The sequence below is a fragment of the Sphingomonas sp. UYAg733 genome (assembly GCF_054057355.1).
Window position 1 is genome coordinate 16526 of record NZ_JBSRZE010000001.1, and the last position, 14753, is coordinate 31278.

14 protein-coding genes are annotated in these 14753 nt (G+C 64.2%); 7 read left to right on the forward strand and 7 right to left on the reverse strand.

Going from position 1 to position 14753, the window contains the following annotated elements; translation table 11 throughout:
- Positions 1 to 130 precede the first annotated feature (130 nt).
- From recF to ACVWZA_RS00110, 6 genes are all read left to right on the forward strand, one after another.
- Entirely contained in the window at positions 131 to 1210 is a 1080-nt protein-coding gene (gene recF / locus ACVWZA_RS00085) for a DNA replication/repair protein RecF (protein ID WP_457309025.1), read from the forward strand.
- 84 nt (positions 1211 to 1294) lie between these two features.
- Complete coding sequence (locus tag ACVWZA_RS00090; RefSeq protein WP_457309026.1) at positions 1295 to 2074, forward strand: OmpA family protein; 780 nt, start codon at positions 1295 to 1297, stop codon at positions 2072 to 2074.
- Positions 2075 to 2201: 127 nt separating this feature from the next.
- Positions 2202 to 2861, forward strand: a complete 660-nt coding sequence (locus ACVWZA_RS00095; RefSeq protein ID WP_457309027.1) for a hypothetical protein — start codon at positions 2202 to 2204, stop codon at positions 2859 to 2861.
- 131 nt (positions 2862 to 2992) lie between these two features.
- Entirely contained in the window at positions 2993 to 5506 is a 2514-nt protein-coding gene (gene gyrB / locus ACVWZA_RS00100; RefSeq protein ID WP_457309028.1) for a DNA topoisomerase (ATP-hydrolyzing) subunit B, read from the forward strand.
- Positions 5507 to 5666: 160 nt separating this feature from the next.
- Positions 5667 to 6458, forward strand: coding sequence for a class I SAM-dependent methyltransferase (locus tag ACVWZA_RS00105; RefSeq protein ID WP_457309030.1), 792 nt, complete (start codon positions 5667 to 5669; stop codon positions 6456 to 6458).
- A 23-nt stretch (positions 6459 to 6481) separates the two neighbouring features.
- Entirely contained in the window at positions 6482 to 7282 is an 801-nt protein-coding gene (locus ACVWZA_RS00110) for a class I SAM-dependent methyltransferase (protein ID WP_457309032.1), read from the forward strand.
- A 6-nt stretch (positions 7283 to 7288) separates the two neighbouring features.
- Here ACVWZA_RS00110 and ACVWZA_RS00115 read toward each other — a convergent pair whose 3' ends face one another.
- From ACVWZA_RS00115 to ACVWZA_RS00145, 7 genes are all read right to left on the reverse strand, one after another.
- Complete coding sequence (locus ACVWZA_RS00115) at positions 7289 to 8320, reverse strand: response regulator (RefSeq protein WP_457309035.1); 1032 nt, start codon at positions 8318 to 8320, stop codon at positions 7289 to 7291.
- A gap of 8 nt (positions 8321 to 8328) precedes the next feature.
- Positions 8329 to 8775 (reverse strand): response regulator, encoded by a 447-nt coding sequence (locus tag ACVWZA_RS00120; RefSeq protein WP_183109956.1) that lies wholly within the window; start codon positions 8773 to 8775, stop codon positions 8329 to 8331.
- Positions 8772 to 10286, reverse strand: coding sequence for a sensor histidine kinase (locus ACVWZA_RS00125; protein WP_457309037.1), 1515 nt, complete (start codon positions 10284 to 10286; stop codon positions 8772 to 8774). Before ACVWZA_RS00125 ends, ACVWZA_RS00120 begins: the two co-directional genes overlap by 4 nt.
- Before the next feature lie 56 nt (positions 10287 to 10342).
- Positions 10343 to 11110 carry a 3'-5' exonuclease gene (locus ACVWZA_RS00130; RefSeq protein WP_457309039.1) on the reverse strand — a complete coding sequence of 256 codons (768 nt, stop codon included), beginning with the start codon at positions 11108 to 11110 and terminating at the stop codon, positions 10343 to 10345.
- 89 nt (positions 11111 to 11199) lie between these two features.
- On the reverse strand, positions 11200 to 12582 hold the full coding sequence (pgmG, locus tag ACVWZA_RS00135; RefSeq protein WP_457309041.1) for a phosphoglucomutase/phosphomannomutase PgmG: 1383 nt from the start codon (positions 12580 to 12582) through the stop codon (positions 11200 to 11202).
- A 56-nt stretch (positions 12583 to 12638) separates the two neighbouring features.
- The gene (locus ACVWZA_RS00140) at positions 12639 to 12917 is read right to left on the reverse strand and encodes a J domain-containing protein (RefSeq protein ID WP_457309043.1); all 279 of its coding nucleotides are present in this window, start codon (positions 12915 to 12917) and stop codon (positions 12639 to 12641) included.
- Between the two features lie 10 nt (positions 12918 to 12927).
- Positions 12928 to 13710 (reverse strand): division plane positioning ATPase MipZ, encoded by a 783-nt coding sequence (locus ACVWZA_RS00145; protein WP_457309045.1) that lies wholly within the window; start codon positions 13708 to 13710, stop codon positions 12928 to 12930.
- A gap of 120 nt (positions 13711 to 13830) precedes the next feature.
- Here ACVWZA_RS00145 and panC point away from each other — a divergent pair, with 120 nt between their 5' ends.
- Positions 13831 to 14685, forward strand: a complete 855-nt coding sequence (gene panC, locus ACVWZA_RS00150) for a pantoate--beta-alanine ligase (protein WP_457309047.1) — start codon at positions 13831 to 13833, stop codon at positions 14683 to 14685.
- Positions 14686 to 14753 lie beyond the last annotated feature (68 nt).

Here is a 14753-nt window from a genome sequence, read left to right on the forward strand (position 1 = left end):
GGTTGCGATGGTGGCGAATCGCGATTCCTGCGCGATGAGGCCGCAGCGGTTGAGGTGAGCTTTCGTTCCATCGCGACCGTTTGCGAAAATCGCACTCGCGATTGCGTTTCGCGCTAAGGCGTTCGCGCTCATGCTCGCTCGCCTCGTCCTGACCGATTTTCGCAACCATGCCGACGCCGTGATCGCGCCGGGGCCGGGCTTTGTCGTGCTGACCGGCGAGAATGGCGCGGGCAAGACCAATATATTGGAAGCGGTCTCGCTGCTCGCGCCCGGGCGCGGACTGCGGCGGGCGGCGCTCGGAGAGATGGCGCGACAGGGCGGCCCGGGCGGATTTGGCGTGGCAGCCTCACTGCTATCCGCCCGCATGGTAGAGGATGAGGCGATCCAGATCGCCACCGGCACACAGGTCTCCGCCCCAGAACGCCGCATCGTGCGCATCCAGGGTGCGCCGGTCGCCGCGACCGCATTGTCGGAATGGCTCAGCGTGCTGTGGCTGACCCCGGCGATGGACCGGCTGTTCGTCGAGCCGGCGAGCGAAAGGCGGCGTTTCCTCGACCGGCTGACGCTCGCGCTCAATCCCGCCCATGCGGTGCACAGCAATCGCTACGAGGCGGCGATGCGCGCACGCAACCGGCTGCTCGCCGATGACCTGCCGCCCGATCCTGACTGGCTGACCGCGCTCGAAGCGCAGATGGCGGAGCATGGCGCGGCAATCGACCTGGCACGGCGCGAGGCGGTCGACCTGCTCGCCGACGCACTGACCGAGCAGCCCGAAGGCCCCTTCGCCCGGGCGGGACTGACGCTGGATGGCTGGACCGGCGGCGGCGACACACTCGCGGTCGATCTCGCACGCGGCCGATCGCGCGACATGGCGGCGGCGCGTGCGCTGGTCGGTCCGCACCGCACCGACCTGGCCGTAACTCATTTGGGCAAGCGCCAGGCGGCGGCGCTTTGCTCGACCGGCGAGCAAAAGGCGCTGCTGCTCGGGCTGATCCTTGCCCATGCCGATCTCGTCGCCGCGCGCACTGGCCATGCGCCGATCCTGTTGCTCGACGAGGTCGCGGCACATCTCGATCCGAGCCGCCGCGCCGCCTTGTTTGCACGACTGACTGGCAAGGGGCAGGTGTGGATGACCGGCACCGAAGACGGTTTGTTCTCCGCGCTCGGCGGCGACGCTTTTCGCCTGACTCTGCCGACTTCCGCCTGCTGAACTCAGCCTGTCGAGGCAACTCAGACGATGTTCAAGCGTCTCATGGCACCTGAGCTGTATCGGCGGGGGCCGAGGAGACGAATGATGAGCAAGTTTAACAAGCCGATCTTCCCTATCGCGGCAGCCGCCTTCGCGCTTCTGGCAAGCGCCGGCCCCGCCGCCGCACAGGACCGCTGGGACTGGGGCGGTGGCCGCCACGGCACCCGCGAATATCGCCTGATCGGGGCTGGCGTGCCGATCCTTTATCCGGAACTGCGCGCAACCAATCGCGGCCGCGCTTTCGTTATGCGGAATTTCGATTTTAACCGCGATGGCCGGGTCAATCCGCGCGAGGCACGGGCCGCCAATCGCGCCTTTGCCGGTGTCGCCGGCCCGCGCCGCGATCGTTTCGACTGGGACAGCCGCGATCATGTCGTGGCGGTCGAGGAACGCGGCGGGCATTGGGATCGCGGCGCAATGCGGAGTTATGGTTTCCGCCAGACCGCGCGCGGCGCAACCCTGCGCCTGCAAGAGGATGTACTTTTCAAGACCGACAGCGCGGTGCTGCGCCCCGGTGCGATCGACAAGCTGCGCCCGCTCGCCGATTATCTGCGATCGGAACGCGGCGTGCGCGTTACGATCGACGGTTATACCGATTCGCGCGGTACCGATGCGCACAACCAGGCATTGTCCGAACGCCGCGCCGACAGCGTCCGCGCCGCGTTCGACGAGATGGGTGTGACCCGCGCGCGCTTCGCGGTCGTGGGACATGGCGAGGGCGATCCGGTCGCGACCAACGCAACGGCGGCTGGCATGCGCCAGAACCGTCGTGTCGAGGTGACCCTGCTTGGCCAACGTGCCGATCGTTTCAGCAGTATCGATTGAGTAAGCGGAGCGCCGTTCGCCCTTCGCGGGCGGGCGGTGCAACAATCGACCGCGGCGGATGATGTAGCGGAACTTCGTTACCACGAAGTTCGTTACGTCGCCGTATCCGAATTTAAGGAGAAGAATCATGCGTAACTATTCAATGATGACGCGCGCATTGTGCGTTTCGGCGCTATTGTTATCATCCGCGACGCCCGCTTTTGCGCGCGGCAAGTCCGATCGCGCGCACGAGGCGATCGCCGCGGCCAAGGCAAAGGTCGACGCGGCGAACAAGCTGGGCGCGTCGGGCGAAGTGCCCCGGCTGCAGGCCCAGGCCCAGGCCGCATTGCGCAGCGCGGAGGAGGATCTCGCCGCCAAGCGCAAGGACGAGGCGATCGCCGGGGCCAATCGCGCTTCCGAGCTCGCCGATACGGCGATCGGCCTTTCCGAGCGTAATCGCAACGAAGCGGCGAATGCCGAGCGCGCTGCGGCATCCGATGCGCAACAGGAGGCCGCGGCCGCCAATGCCCGCGCCCAGGCCGCGCAACAGGATGCCAATGCCGCCGCCGCCGATGCGGCCGCCGCGCGCGCCACGCCACCACCTGCTCCGATCGTGATCGCGCCGCCGGCCCCCGCGCCGACCACGACGACGATCACGACCGAGACGGTAAAGTCCGCGGCGCCAGCGACCGTGACGCGTAAGAGAGTCGCGGTGCGCAAGCCCGTGCGTCGCGTCGTGAAACGGTCGAGCACCCCGGCACGCACCGCCGAGAAAACCACGACAACGGTGACAACCAAGAGCGAATAAAAAGCTTCGAAACTCGCTCTTCGGCGAACTTTCAAACAGACTCCACGGCCCGCGACCGCGCATCCCCCGGGTGCCGGGCGCGGGCCGCCATTTTGCTTCCGTTTCCGAGTGTGAATCCCTATATGCTCGGTATGGCTGAAGACCCCAACACGAACGACTATGGCGCAGACTCGATCAAGGTCCTGAAGGGCCTCGATGCGGTGCGCAAACGCCCCGGCATGTATATCGGTGATACCGATGACGGCTCCGGCCTCCACCACATGGTGTTCGAGGTCAGCGACAATGCGATCGACGAGGCGCTGGCCGGGCATTGCGACCGGATCGACATCACGCTCAATGCCGATGGATCGGTGTCGGTCGAAGACAATGGCCGCGGCATCCCGACCGGCATCCACACCGAGGAAGGCGTGTCGGCGGCCGAGGTCATCATGACCCAGCTCCATGCCGGCGGTAAGTTCGAGAATACCTCCGACGACAATGCGTACAAGGTGTCCGGCGGACTGCACGGCGTCGGCGTCTCGGTGGTCAATGCGCTCAGCGAATGGCTCGACCTGACAATCTGGCGCGACAATGAAGAGCATTATATGCGCTTCGCCTTCGGTGATGCGGTCGCACCGCTCAAGATCGTCGGTCCCGCGCCCAAGACTGCTACTGGCGTCAAGAAGGGCACCAAGGTCACCTTCTTCCCCTCGCCCGCCACCTTCAAGATCACCGAATTCGACTTCGAGAAGCTCGAGCATCGCTATCGCGAGCTCGCTTTCCTCAATTCGGGCGTGCGGCTGTTCCTCAACGATGCGCGGCACGAGGAATTGAAAGCGGTCGAGCTCTATTACGAGGGCGGCATCGCCGCGTTCGTGAAATATCTCGACCGCAACAAGATCCCGCTGATGCCCGATCCGGTGGCGATCAGCGGCACGCGCGACGATGTCACGATCGACGTCGCGCTGGAGTGGAACGACAGCTATTACGAGAACGTCCTCGCGTTCACCAACAACATCCCGCAGCGCGACGGCGGCACGCATATGGCCGCATTCCGCGCGGCGATGACGCGCACGCTGAACAATTATGCCGAAAAATCGGGCCTCCTGAAAAAGGAAAAGGTCACGCTGACCGGCGACGATATGCGCGAAGGGCTGACCGCGATCGTCTCGGTCAAGCTGCCCGATCCGAAGTTCAGCAGCCAGACCAAGGACAAGCTCGTCTCGTCCGAAGTGCGCCAACCGCTCGAAAGCCTGATGGCGGACAAGCTTGCCGAATGGCTCGAGGAGAATCCAGCGCACGGCAAGGCGATCGTCGCCAAGATCATCGACGCCGCCGCCGCGCGCGAAGCCGCCAAAAAGGCGCGCGAGCTGACCCGGCGCAAGGGCGTGATGGATATCGCCTCACTGCCCGGCAAGCTTGCCGATTGCCAGGAACGCGATCCGGCCAAGTCCGAACTGTTCCTGGTCGAGGGTGATTCCGCAGGCGGATCGGCGAAGCAGGGCCGCGACCGGCATTTCCAGGCGATCCTGCCGTTGCGCGGCAAGATTCTCAACGTCGAGCGCGCACGTTTCGACCGGATGCTGTCGAGCCGCGAAATCGGCACTTTGATCCAGGCTATGGGCACCGGCATTGGCCGCGACGATTTCAAGATCGAGAAGCTGCGTTACCACAAGATCGTCATCATGACCGACGCAGACGTGGACGGCGCGCATATCCGCACGCTGCTGCTGACCTTCTTCTATCGCCAGATGCCGGAGATCATCACCGGCGGGTATCTCTACATCGCGCAGCCGCCGCTCTACAAAGCGACGCGCGGGCGTAGCGAAGTGTATCTGAAGGACGACAACGCGCTTGACGAATATCTGGTCGAGAATGGCGTTGCCGGTACCCTGCTCGAAGGCGCCGCCGGCGGCGCGCGTTCGGGCGCCGACCTGCGCAGCCTGGTCGATCATGCCCGGCGCATGCGCACGCTGATGCGCTATGTCCCGCGGCGGTACGACCCGACGATCGTCGAGGCTTTGGCGATGGGGAGTGCGCTCGACCCCAATGCCAGCCGCGCCGAGCGCGTGGCGCGGGTCGCCGGGGTGACGACCGGCCTGATCGCCGCCGATCCCGAGGCGCGTTGGACCGCGGTGCTGACCGAAGAGGGCGGCATCCATTTCGAACGAGCCTGGCGCGGTGTGACCGACCACCACATCATCGAAGCCGCGTTTCTCGTCTCGGCCGAGGCACGCAAGCTCCATGCACTGGCGCTCGAGCAGGCGGAATCTTTCACGCAGACCGCCAAGCTGATCTCGACCAGGGCGGCAAGCGCCGCCCAGGCCGAAGCGGATGCGGCGAGTGAGGCGGAAGACGAGGATGCACCGATCGCGGTCGGCAAGGGCGAGACGATGGTCGCGCGGCCGAGCCAGTTGCTCGATGCGGTGCTCGCGGCGGGCCGCAAGGGCCTGGCGATCTCGCGCTACAAGGGTCTGGGCGAGATGAACGCCGAGCAATTGTGGGAAACCACGCTCGACCCGCAGAACCGCTCACTGCTTCGCGTCGAGGTCGACCAGGCCGATGTTGCGGACGAGATATTCACCCGCTTGATGGGCGATGTGGTCGAACCGCGCCGCGAGTTCATCCAGGAGAATGCGCTCAGCGTCGCCAATCTCGACGTCTGAGGCGTGATACGAAACCGCGCCGGCGGCGGGTTTCGTATCGGCGGGCGGGCCGTTCGGCATCATGCAAGCTTTCCGATGGACGCGTGCCCGCAAGCGCCTATCATCGCACCGTAACGAACGCCGTATAACGACGGCGCGACCATATGGCAGGAGAGCGGTGATGAAGGCAGTGATGTTTGCAGGGCTGGCGCTGGCCGGGTTGATCGTTGCCGGTGCCGGAATGACCGGGATCGAGGCCAGGACGCCGATCGCTCCTTTGTCGGTGGCGGGCGCCGATACCGGCAGCGCGGTCATTGCCAAGGCGCTGGCCGATCCGGCGCGCGCCGATCAGGCCGGCGACGATGCGCGCCGCAAGGCCGCAGCAGTGCTGGCCTTTTCCGGTGTCAGGCCGGGCGATCGCGTGATCGATTTCTTTCCGGGATCGGGATATTGGACACGCATCTTCACTGGCGTCGTCGGACCTGACGGTCATGTTCTCGCATTATGGCCAGCGGCGGCGGCAGGCTATGCCGAAAAGCAGCTCCCGGCGCTGAAGGGACGCAACCTCACCAATGTCACCGCCGAGCTGCAGACCGCGCCACTGCCGACGGTCGAGGCGCCGGTCGATCTGTTCTGGACCGTGCAGAATTATCACGACATTCCCAATGGCGGCCGCGGCGAAGCAGGGTTGGCGGCATTCAACGCGGCGGTATTCAAGACACTCAAACCTGGCGGCGTCTATGTCGTCATCGACCATGCGGATGCCGCGGGGAGCGGTTTGAACGGCACCGAGACGCTGCACCGTATCGATCCGGCAGTGGTCAAGAGCCAGGTGCTGGCGGCCGGCTTTACCTTTGAAGGCAGTTCGGACGCGCTCGCCAATCCGACCGACGATCACAAAACGAAGGTCTTCTACCCCGCGATCCGGGGCAAGACCGACCAGTTCGTCTTCAGGTTCCGCAAGCCGCACTGATCGACCAGGGGGAGGCATCCATCATGAAACAGTCGATCGTCATGGCCGCGCTCGCGGCCGGCACGCTCGCAGCGTGCGGTCCGGCCGCGACGCCGGAGCCGGCGGCCAACAGCCTCGCTCCAGCGGCGCAGAGCGGCGCACTACCCGCCAATATCGCCGCGGCGACCGCCGATCCGGCACGCGGCGATATGCGCACCACCGATGCGACGCGGCACGGGCCCGAGATTCTCGCCTTTGCCGGGGTCAAAAGCGGCGACAAGGTGATCGACCTGATTCCCGGCGGCGGATACTGGACCAGATTGTTCGCCAAATCTGTTGGTCCGTCGGGCCATGTCTATGGCATCTGGCCGCAGCCCTATGCCGCCGAAGCGCGCACCAATGTGCTCGATTATCAGAAGCTCACTGGTTCGACCGACTTCGCCAATGTCAGTGCGTCGACCCAGCCGGCGACCACATTACAGGCGGCAGAGCCGGTCGATCTGGTCTTCACCGCGCAGAATTATCACGACTATCCCGACAAATTCATGGGGTCGATCGATCCGGCAGTGTTCAACAAGCAGGTGCTCGCGGCCCTGAAACCGGGTGGTACTTTCCTGATCATCGACCATGTCGCGCAAGCGGGATCGGCGATGCGCGATACCGATACGCTGCACCGGATTGACCCGGCAACGGTCAAGTCACAGCTCACCGCCGCCGGCTTCGAGTTCGTCGGCGAAAGCGCGTTGCTCGCCAACCCGGCCGACGATCACCGTTTGCCGGTGTTCGACAAGACGGTGCGCGGCAAGACCGACCAGTTCATCTACAAGTTCCGCAAGCCGGGCTGAATTGGATCAGTTGAGTGCGCCACGCAATGTTGCACGCACTCCGGTATGAGCGGCGTCGTACTCGACAATCGTCTGCAGGCTCTGCGCCATCGCTCGAATCAGCTTGGTGCCCAGGCCGGTACCGCGCGCGGGTGCGTTCTCGGCCATGCCGACGCCGTCATCCTCGACCGCAAGGACGAAATGCTCGGCATCGGCCTGGCTCAACGCGATCCGCACTTCGCCAGGGCGACCGACGGGATATGCGTATTTGCATGCGTTGGTGACCAACTCGGTGACGATCACGCCGAGCGACACGGCGCGATCAGTCTTCATCCGGATCGGATCGGCGGCCAGCGACAAGGTCAGCGGCGCTGCGTTGCTCGACCAGGTTTCGCCCAGCTCCTCAATGAGCGCACCAAGATATTCCTGCATGTCGACGCTCTCGACATCGTTCGAGGTATAAAGACGCCGATGGACCTGGGCGATCGCGGCGATGCGACGCTGCGTGTCCTCCAGCGCATCGCGCGCGCCGCCATCATCGAGCGCGCCGGCCTGTAGTCGCACCATCGCCGAGACGAGCTGGAGGCTGTTGGCGACGCGGTGATTGACCTCGCTAAGCAATGTTTCGAGCCGTGCATTGCTCGCGCGCAATTGCTCCTCCGCGGCGCGCTTGTCGCGCTCCAGCGCCGCACGTGCGAGCACCTGGTCGAACGCGGCGGTGAGCAGGTCGAAGAAATCGCTGCCGACGGTCTTCACGACATAATCGGCGGCGCCGGCCTTGAGCGCGGCGACGGCGATGCGGCCCTCTTCCGATCCCGTGACATAGACGACGGGGGGTGACGCCGGGAGCGAACGAAGCTTCTTCAGCGTCTCCAGCCCATCCATGCCGGGCATATAATGGTCGACCGCGATCAGGTCGAAATCCTGTGTGCCAACCAGCGCCAATCCCTCGACCCCACCCTCGGCGAGCGTGACGGCATAGCCACGGCGCGTCAGCGACTTCGCCGCCAGCGTACGCAAGCCGGCGTCGTCGTCGATATAAAGGACTTTGATCGGCACGGTCGGAGTCAAGCCTGACCCTCGATGTCAGGCACCTGAATGACCGAGAGGAACAGGCCGAGCTGCCGGATCGCCTGGGCGAAGCTTTCGTAATTGACCGGCTTGGTGATGTAGACGTTGCAACCCAGATCGTAGCAGCGCTGGATCTCGACCTTGTCGTCGGTGGTGGTGAGGACAACGACCGGCGTGCGCTTCAACGCGGGCTCGCTCTTGATCTTGGCGAGGATGTCGGTCCCGCTCATATCAGGCAGATTGAGGTCGAGCAGCACCAGCGCGGGGCCGTTGAGCGCCGGGCCGTTCGCGTCGTTGAACAGATAGTGCAGCGCGCTGGTGCCATCGGTGAAATGGGTGATATCGTTAAGGATGCCAGCGCGGCGGATGTTCTTTTCGATCAGACGGGCATGGCCTTCGTCATCCTCGATCATCACAATGCTGACGGAGCGATGGTCGTTCATTTGCGGTTATCCTGTGCTTCGGAAAGGGTGGCGGGCAGCATCAGCCGGAACGTCGCACCTTTACCAAGTTCCGAGCTGACGTCGATAATGCCGCCGAGACGATAGGCCAGGGCGCGGACATGAGCGAGGCCGATGCCTTCGCCCGGCTGGTCCTGGTGGCCGGAGCGGCGAAACAGATCAAACACGCGCTGATGGTCGCCCGGCGCGATGCCGCGGCCATTATCCTCGATCTCATAGGTCACGCGCGGCCCGCTGCGCGACCCGCGTACGATAATTCTGCCGGGGCGGTCCGGCTGAAGATATTTGACCGCATTCTCGATCAAATTGGAGAAGATCTGCTCGATCGCCAGCCGATCGCTGACCAGGCCGGGCAATTCCCCCTCGACGATCAATGTCGCATTGCGATCGTCGATCATATGCTTGATCGTCGCGCCGATCGTCTCGACCTGCGCATTCATGTCGATCGGCTGGGGCGCGATCACGCGGCGCCCCTCGCGCGACAATTTCAGGATCGCGTTGATCAGCCGGTCCATCTTCTGCGTCGAGGCACGGATGAAACCGATTGCCTCGGGCAGATCCTCTCGCGCCGCCAGCCGCGCCTCTTCGGTGACGATATCCGGTGCGGATTCCTCGGCGCGGTCGATCAGTTCGGTGATCGCCACGGTCGCGGCATCGAGTTCAGCGGTGAAGCCCATCACGTTGACCAACGGGCTGCGCAGGTCATGGCTGACAATATAGGCGAAGCGCTGAATCTCCTCGTTGGCGCGCGAGAGATCGGCGGTGCGCTCGGCGACCAGTCCCTCGAGCGAATCGGCAAAATCACGCAACACATCGCGCGAAGCACCAAGGTCACGCGTATAGCGCAATACGGTCAACACCGAGGCGATGGCCACCAGCAGCAGCAATACGCCAGCGATGATCAAGGTGCCGTAAAATTTCCGCACGCTAGCGCGTTGTTCGGCATCGCGAATGGTCAGCAACCGGCGCTCCTCATTGCCCATCGCGGTGCCGAGATCGCGAATGCCGCGCATTCGGCGCGCTCCGGTTTCGTCGGCAAAGATTCGAAACGCCTCCGCCTGCCGACCGCCACCGACCAGCGCGATCGTCCGATCGCGCTGGTCCATCAACTCCGCCGCCAGCCGTTTGAGCCGGGCGATATTCGCCCGTTGACGCGGATTGTCCGCCGCAAGCGTGGCGATCTTGTTCAGCGCGGGGGACAGCTTCGCCGCGTTCGACCGGTAGGTATCGAGATAGACCGGCTGCGCGGTGAGCAGATAACCGCGCCGCGCCGTTTCGCCTTGTTCGAGAACGATGCTCGCCTGATTAATCGCGATCTCCACCTCGTAAGTGTGATTGACCGCTTCGGTGTGCGCCTGGTTGCGGGTCGTGGTGCGATAGGCGCCGAACCCGGCGGCGAGCAGGCTGAGAAAGCCGATCACCATGAACGCGATCAATGCCCGTCCGACCCAGGCCTCCCGGAACCCGAGCCGTCTAACGAGCGTGCGCAACATCTCACCGCATTATGACCGATAAGAACCAAAGACCAGCATCTCTATCTTGACCTCGATCAATCCTGGAAAAGCGTGCCTTGGGGTTTGTCGCGGCCGACGATCCCGCCGCCACGACGCCGCGCCAGTTCGGTCTCCGCGGTGAAGCGCACATCGATATCGCGGTCGCCGAGGAAGATGGCGAGCGAATCGTCGCTGATTTCGCGCCAGTCCTTGCCGCGATCCGGCCCCTGCCGGACACTCGGCAACAGACCGGGCAGATTGGACCATTCGACCAGCTGGGCCACACCGACTTCGTTGAGCATGTCGCGGAGGTGGAAGGCGGTGACATAGGAATCGGGGAAGGCACGGTGCGCGGGCAGGCCGCGCTCATGGATCATCCCCTCGGGCTTGCGCCAGTAACGCAGCATCTGGTTCGAAAAGCTTGGGCTGTCGGGCCAAAGCCGCAGCGCGCATTTCCAGGTGCAGATCCATTGCGCATTATGAGTCAGCGCGGGCGTGCAGAATTTCATCTCATAGTCTGCGCGGTGTGCGGCGAGCGCGATCCGGCGCGGCCAGGGATCGAGCACCGGCCGCGCGACATCATGCCAGAAAGGCGCATCGGCAACCTGTTCGTCGAGGATGTGATGGATTGCCTGGGTCAGCGGCGGGATCGACCGCCCCGGATTGACGAAGCGAGCGCCGCCCTCGCCCTGCAGTTCCCAGCGGGCATCGGCACCGAGCGCGACATCCTGCCAGCCGATCTCGCACACACCGTGCGCAGGCGGCGCCTGGCCGGTGGTTTCGAGGTCGACAACGCGGATGATCTGGGGAGGCGGCGGAGGCATTGCGTTCTAGGTGGCGGTTGCCGGGGCGAAATGCGAGTCACTTCTTCCTTGCTAAGCCCCTCCCTTTCGAAGGCGGGGCTTAGCAAGGATCAGTGCCCCGCCTGTTCCCCGCGCACCAATCCGCTCTCGGCAAGCTGCGCGTCGATCATCGCGAGCAGCCGGCCAAGCGCGGCCTGGTCTTTCGCTTCGGCGCGAGCGACGAGCACGTCCTGTGTGTTCGACGCACGCAGCAGCCACCAGCCATCGGGCGTATTGACCCGCGCACCGTCGGTGCGGTTCACATCGGCGCCTGCGCTTTCAAGCCGGTTCAACACTTCCTCGACCACCGCGAACTTGCGGCTCTCATCGACCTGAAAGCGCATCTCCGGCGTGTTGACCAAAGCCGGCATCGCGCCCCTGATCTCCGTCATCGACTTGCCGATCATGTGCACCGCGCGGATCAACCGGACGGCGGCATATTGCGCGTCGTCGAACCCATAATAATCATGCGCGAAGAAGATATGTCCGCTCATCTCGCCGGCGAGCGGTGCATGCGTTTCCTTCATCTTGGTCTTGATCAGGCTGTGGCCGGTCTTCCACATCAGCGGCTCGCCACCCAGCTCCCTCACCCGGTCGAACAATGCCTGCGACGCCTTCACATCGGCGATGATCGTCGCCCCAGGCAGTTCCTTGAGTACCGGTTCGGCCAGGATCGACAAGAGTTGATCGCCCCAGATGACCCGGCCCTGACCGTCGATCGCGCCGATGCGGTCGCCATCGCCGTCAAAGGCAAGGCCAAAATCGAGTTGCTTCTCAGCAACCAGCTTTTTCAGATCGGCGAGATTCTTCTCCTCGGTCGGATCAGGATGGTGATTGGGGAAAGTGCCGTCGACATCCGTGAACAGCAAATGATGTTCGCCGGGCAGCAGCTTGGTCAGCTTCTCGATCACCGGGCCCGACGCGCCATTGCCGGCGTCCCAGCCGATCCGGTACGCACCACCGGCATAACCGGCGAGCAGACGGCCGACATAGTCATCGACGATATCGACTTCGGTGACCACGCCTTCACCCTCTTCCCAGTCGCCGGTTCCGGCCAGCTTGGCCAGGTCCTGAATGTCGGCGCCAAAGAAGGGCAGATGCTGAAGCACCATCTTGAAGCCGTTATAATCGCCCGGATTATGGCTACCGGTGATCTGGATGCCGCCATCCACTTCCAGGATCGCCTCGGCATAATAAAGCTGCGGCGTCGGGCCCATACCGGTGCGCACGACATCGACACCCGATGCGGTCAGCCCGGCGATAAGCGCGGCCTCGAGCTCAGGCGACGAGGTCCGCCCGTCATACCCGACCGCGACGCGCGTACCGCCGGCGCGTCGCACACGCGTCGCGAAACCCCGCCCGATCGCGGCCGCGTCGGCCGGACCCAAGCTTTTTCCGACGATGCCGCGAATGTCATATTCGCGCAGAGATGTGGGATCGAAAACATGGGTCATTCGAAGAAACTCCGTGGATGTAATTCAGTCGCCCAATCTTCCGCGAGCCGGAAAGTTCAACGGCGCCGTAACAACACGTCGCGCGCGGCGTTGACCCGACGCGTCAGTTCGGCGGAACCGCCATGATCCGGATGGACGGCGTTGATCAAGCGGCGATGCGCGGCGCGGATTTCGGTCTCACTTGCCTCCGCTGGCACGCCCAACACCTCGCGCGCCGCTATATCATCGCCATTCGGCGGCTCCGGCCGAATTCGCCGGTGCGTCCTTTTCGGGCCCTGCCACAGGTACCAGCCAGTATAAGCAACCAGCACAGCGACAATTATTTTGAAGATCATGACCGCGGGCTCAAGCGAACAACGGCAAGACAGGTTCGGGCAAAGCGAGCGCGCCCATCATCTCACGCAGTTCCTGGCGTGCGGCGACATGGGCAAGACCCATTTCACCGAATTCGCGCGCGTCGAGCATGGTCAGGCCCTTGGGGAAGAGCTCGCGATAGATAACGCGCTCGCCAAGGCCCGGGATGATGCGGAAGCCGACTCGCTTCGCCAGCTGATCGAGCGCCTCCGACACGCGCCGCATGTTGCGTGCCTCGATATGCTGGACGCGGTTGCGCAGCACGACCCAGTCGATGGTCGATCCATCGGCCTTGGCGCGTGCCTTGCGCGCATCCCAGATCAGTTCGGCATAGAAGCTTGGACGGGTCACCTTGTAGGTCACCGGATCAACCTGCCCGATCAGGTCGAAATCGACGAAGCTGTCGTTCATCGGCGTGACCAGCGTATCCGCGCGCTGCGCCGAGAGGCGCGCAAAGCGGTCGTCGCGACCGGGTGTGTCGATGACCAGGAAGTCGCAATCGCGGGTGAGCGACTCATACACCTCCTCGAAGCGCGTCAGGCTTTCGCCATCGTGCGTCGCATGGCGAGGAATCGGTAGTTCGCGGTCGGTTCGTTTCGATGTCTCGGCGCGATTGTCGAGATACCGTCCCATGGTGCGCTGGCGATGATCGAGGTCGAACGCAGCAACCCGCGCGCCGCGCGCTTCCAGCGCGATCGCGACGTGCACCGCGGTCGTCGATTTCCCCGTGCCGCCCTTTTCATTGGCGAACACGATAATGTGCGGTTTCCGCACCTGTGGCTTTTGCGCAACCGTCGACAAAGTCTGTTACATCCCCTGGTTGCTAGGCTGGACCGCGCCTCATAGAAGGCCCGACCGTCCATATCGCCTGTCCATATCGAAGGCCCGACCAGCGTGCAAACCATCCGTCAGACCGAGTCCCTGCGTGAGGCAGTCGCGTCATATCGCGCGGAAGGTGCGCGGGTCGCGCTGGTGCCGACGATGGGCGCGCTGCACGCGGGACATATCGCGCTGATCGAGGCGGCGAAGCGGCCGGGCACGCGAGTGATCGCGTCGATCTTCGTCAATCCCAGGCAGTTCGGCGCTGGCGAGGACCTGTCGCGCTACCCGCGCAAGGAAGCCGCCGATACACGCATGCTGAAAGAGGCGGGCTGCGACCTGCTCTGGGTGCCGCCGGTCGAGGCAATGTACCCGGACGGGTTCGCCACCAACATCTCGGTTGCCGGAGTCAGTGACGGGCTCGACGGCGCAACGAGGCCGGGACATTTCGACGGCGTCGCGACCGTCGTCACCAAGCTGTTCAACCAGGTCCGTCCCGACATCGCCTATTTCGGCGAGAAGGATTTCCAGCAACTCGCGGTGATCCGCCGCATGGTGATCGACTTGGATATGGATATCGAAATCATCGGCGTGCCGACGCAGCGCGAGGATGACGGCCTCGCGCTGTCGTCGCGCAACGTCTATCTCGACGAGGAACAGCGCGCCCGTGCCGTGGCGCTGCCGCGTGCGCTCGGCGTGGCTGCGAGGGCGATCGGCCGCGGCGACGATCCGGAGACCACGCTGGAGGCCATGCGCGACGCCTTGGGCGCAGCGGGCTTCGAGGTTGATTATGTCGAGTTGGTCGATGCCGTGACGCTTGCGCCTGGCGGTGAGCCAATGCAGCCCCGACGTCTGCTTGCCGCCGCACGGATCGGCACGACGCGGCTGATCGACAACCTCGCGATCGACCCGATCGAGGCCGGCGAATAAACAGCCCTAACGCTCGTTAACCATTTGTTGACCCCGGACCGGCAAGGTCGCCCCGGTAGAAATGGTTA

Bases quoted from the DNA above. Each gene is read 5' to 3' on its own strand.
- ACVWZA_RS00105 (WP_457309030.1), top strand. From the start codon at position 5,667: ATGAAGGCAGTGATGTTTGCAGGGCTGGCGCTGGCCGGGTTGATCGTT.
- gyrB (WP_457309028.1), top strand. From the start codon at position 2,993: ATGGCTGAAGACCCCAACACGAACGACTATGGCGCAGACTCGATCAAG.
- pgmG (WP_457309041.1), bottom strand. From the start codon at position 12,582: ATGACCCATGTTTTCGATCCCACATCTCTGCGCGAATATGACATTCGC.
- ACVWZA_RS00110 (WP_457309032.1), top strand. From the start codon at position 6,482: ATGAAACAGTCGATCGTCATGGCCGCGCTCGCGGCCGGCACGCTCGCA.
- ACVWZA_RS00090 (WP_457309026.1), top strand. From the start codon at position 1,295: ATGAGCAAGTTTAACAAGCCGATCTTCCCTATCGCGGCAGCCGCCTTC.
- ACVWZA_RS00120 (WP_183109956.1), bottom strand. From the start codon at position 8,775: ATGAACGACCATCGCTCCGTCAGCATTGTGATGATCGAGGATGACGAA.
- ACVWZA_RS00140 (WP_457309043.1), bottom strand. From the start codon at position 12,917: ATGATCTTCAAAATAATTGTCGCTGTGCTGGTTGCTTATACTGGCTGG.
- ACVWZA_RS00130 (WP_457309039.1), bottom strand. From the start codon at position 11,110: ATGCCTCCGCCGCCTCCCCAGATCATCCGCGTTGTCGACCTCGAAACC.
- ACVWZA_RS00095 (WP_457309027.1), top strand. From the start codon at position 2,202: ATGCGTAACTATTCAATGATGACGCGCGCATTGTGCGTTTCGGCGCTA.
- recF (WP_457309025.1), top strand. From the start codon at position 131: ATGCTCGCTCGCCTCGTCCTGACCGATTTTCGCAACCATGCCGACGCC.
- ACVWZA_RS00125 (WP_457309037.1), bottom strand. From the start codon at position 10,286: ATGTTGCGCACGCTCGTTAGACGGCTCGGGTTCCGGGAGGCCTGGGTC.